The organism is Polaromonas sp. (genome assembly GCF_030682935.1).
GTDB lineage: Bacteria > Pseudomonadota > Gammaproteobacteria > Burkholderiales > Burkholderiaceae_C > Polaromonas.
The window spans coordinates 1-2,422 of the sequence record NZ_JAUXNA010000337.1; the positions used below are offsets into that span (position 1 = coordinate 1).

The following is a 2,422-nucleotide window of genomic DNA, read 5'->3' on the forward strand; positions in this document are numbered from 1 at the left end:
TGCAGGCGCACTGTTGGAGCCCCTGAAATTGGCAAGCAGGCGACGCCTTCCCGTCGCAACATCATGCGAATAAATGACTGGCTTGCGCGACTCAAAAGAAACATACGCCAACTGAGCACCGTTGGGCGACCAAGAAGGCGAAATAATGGGTTCCGCGCTCGCGAGAGCTGACTGGGCGCCCTCCCCGTCTGAATCGGCCACCCAGAGGTTGTAGCGCTGTGCCGCCTTGGTGACGTAGGCAATTCGCGTTGAAAAAATGCCTTTTTCGCCCGTCAGTTTTTCATACACAAAGTCGGAAATACGGTGTGCAGACAGACGCAAATCAGCCTGGGTTACGGTGTAGCTCTGGCCGCCCAGATCCTGTCCCCGCACGATATCCCACAGGCGAAGCCGGACGTCAAAGCGTCCGTCCGCAAGAGGCACGACGCTGCCTGTCACCATCGCATCAGCGCCTTTTTGCCGCCAGTTGGCCAGGTCTGGACGCGTGTTCTCATCTGCCACCAGGCCAGCGGCATCAACCGCCCGAAACATGCCGCTGCGCTCAAGATCAGCCCTGACGATCGCACCAATTTTTTGAGGTGCCTGCGCTTCGCCACGAAACGCGGCGATCGCGATAGGTAATTGAGTCAGGCCCACACCAGACACCTCCACCCGGAATTGTGCAAATGCTGGCGATGCACCAACAGCCAGCAGGCTGATAAGGGTTCGACGGCTTAAAGGTGATGTGATGCTCATAAAAATTTTACTCAGTACAGTTGGGTTACTTTAGCGGGCGATTTTGGGTCAATTTCAGAAAGTCCTTTGCCGCCGCGATCAGATAAGTTTTCGTGCGTTGTACCGCCACGATCTTGCTGACGGACGCCTGATCGCGAGTATTTCTGCGATGTCCAAGGTGAGGCACCTTTTCGGCTGTAAGCCCGTTTCCCCGTAGGGCACCCAAGCGCGTTAACCACAAAACGAGGTCGCCATCCAGATGGTCCATCCAGGAAAAATATCGTCAAATTATTGACTATAAAGAAATAGCGCTGCAAGACGCCGAAGTTATAGCATCGAGTACTGAACCCGTAGCCTCCCTGTTTTACCCTGAATAAATGCCCCGACCGGACAGGGAGGTGCAACAGTTTGTTGCAGGCTTCGCCGCAAACAGGTGCCGCAGCAAAGAAGGGGGTGAACTGAAGGGAGATTTCCTCCCACTGATCTCCTGGCCCATGAAACCTTGCACTTAGCAAAAAATGATGGGCATTGAGCCAATCAACCGCCTTGTCATCCTGCGTGAACCACACGACACGCGCTGGACATACGAAATGTAGCCGTCACCCGCCATCATCACTATTGACCGCGCATCCCTCGCATAAAACGTTGAATTTCTTATAAGGTGCGCAATTGATTGTAGGCAGGAACAGATGCGCTGATTTTTAAGGCGCAGGAGGCCCTTTCCTGGAATCCCTGCCTAGAAGCCATAGCTTCAAATACCTGTAGTAGGTAGCGTCGGCAATGGAAATGGCCAGGACAAGACCCATACGGCCATCTAAAAAGCCCAGACGCAAAAAATAAGTTCGGAAAAAGGCCCAGAGGCCATGTCCAAGCGCGGTCCCCAGCGATGCAGTTTTTCCTCTATTCAGCAGGCTTTGAGCGCCTGCGCTTGAATAGCGATTGGCCTTGTCGAGGACCGCCTCAAAGCTCCGGTAGCTTTCATGCAGTAATTGGGAGCGCAACTTTCCGACAGCGCTTGAAGTGACGATTCTTTCATGTACCAGATCATCTGAAAATTGGGCTGTTTGACGACGGAAAAGACGCGTCACGCGGTCCGGATACCAGCCGGAGTGATGCATGTACTGCCCGCAATAGCTTGAGAGTCGAGGGAAAGAATAGGCATCAAATGCCGGAGCATCAAGTACAGCACGGATCTCCGCCTGCAATTCAGGTGAAAGCCGTTCATCGGCATCCAGTGAAAGCACCCAGTCAGAAGTCGCAAGCGCGAGTGCCCGGTTTTTTTGGACGCCAAAGCCCTGCCAGTCAGGGTTGATGCTGACCTCGGCACCCAAGGATCGGGCTATCCGGACGGTGTCATCGGTGCTGCCAGAATCCAGCACCACGACTTGGTCCGCGAACGGCACTGACCGGAGGCAGGCCTCGATATTTGCGGCCTCATTTTTGGTGATCACGGTGACGGATAGGCTGGTCAATGAATACCTCTTGACTATTTAAATGGAAGTTGACACAAGAAATACGAAATTTGAAGTACCGCAAAGACCCCCTTGAGTCAAACTCAGCCTTCCTGAACTCGGCCTCCTTTTTTTTCATCTGTTGAGAGTATCCATGCGAGCGCCAGGCTCAGCGCCAGCATCACGCCGTAGTAGTTATGGCCAAAATTCATATTGGTCAGGCCCGAGCTCAAGTGCATCCAAAGCACCCCAGCCAG

General features: G+C 53.7%; 1 protein-coding gene and 1 pseudogene. Both read right to left on the minus strand.

The window, feature by feature from the left end; all coding sequences use genetic code 11:
- Positions 1-735, minus strand: a pseudogene (locus tag Q8K05_RS15595) (Tol-Pal system protein TolB); the annotation flags it as partial.
- Positions 736-1,415: 680 nt separating this feature from the next.
- Positions 1,416-2,186 (minus strand): glycosyltransferase family 2 protein, encoded by a 771-nt coding sequence (locus Q8K05_RS15600; protein WP_305247539.1) that lies wholly within the window; start codon positions 2,184-2,186, stop codon positions 1,416-1,418.
- Between the last annotated feature and the right edge of the window lie 236 nt (positions 2,187-2,422).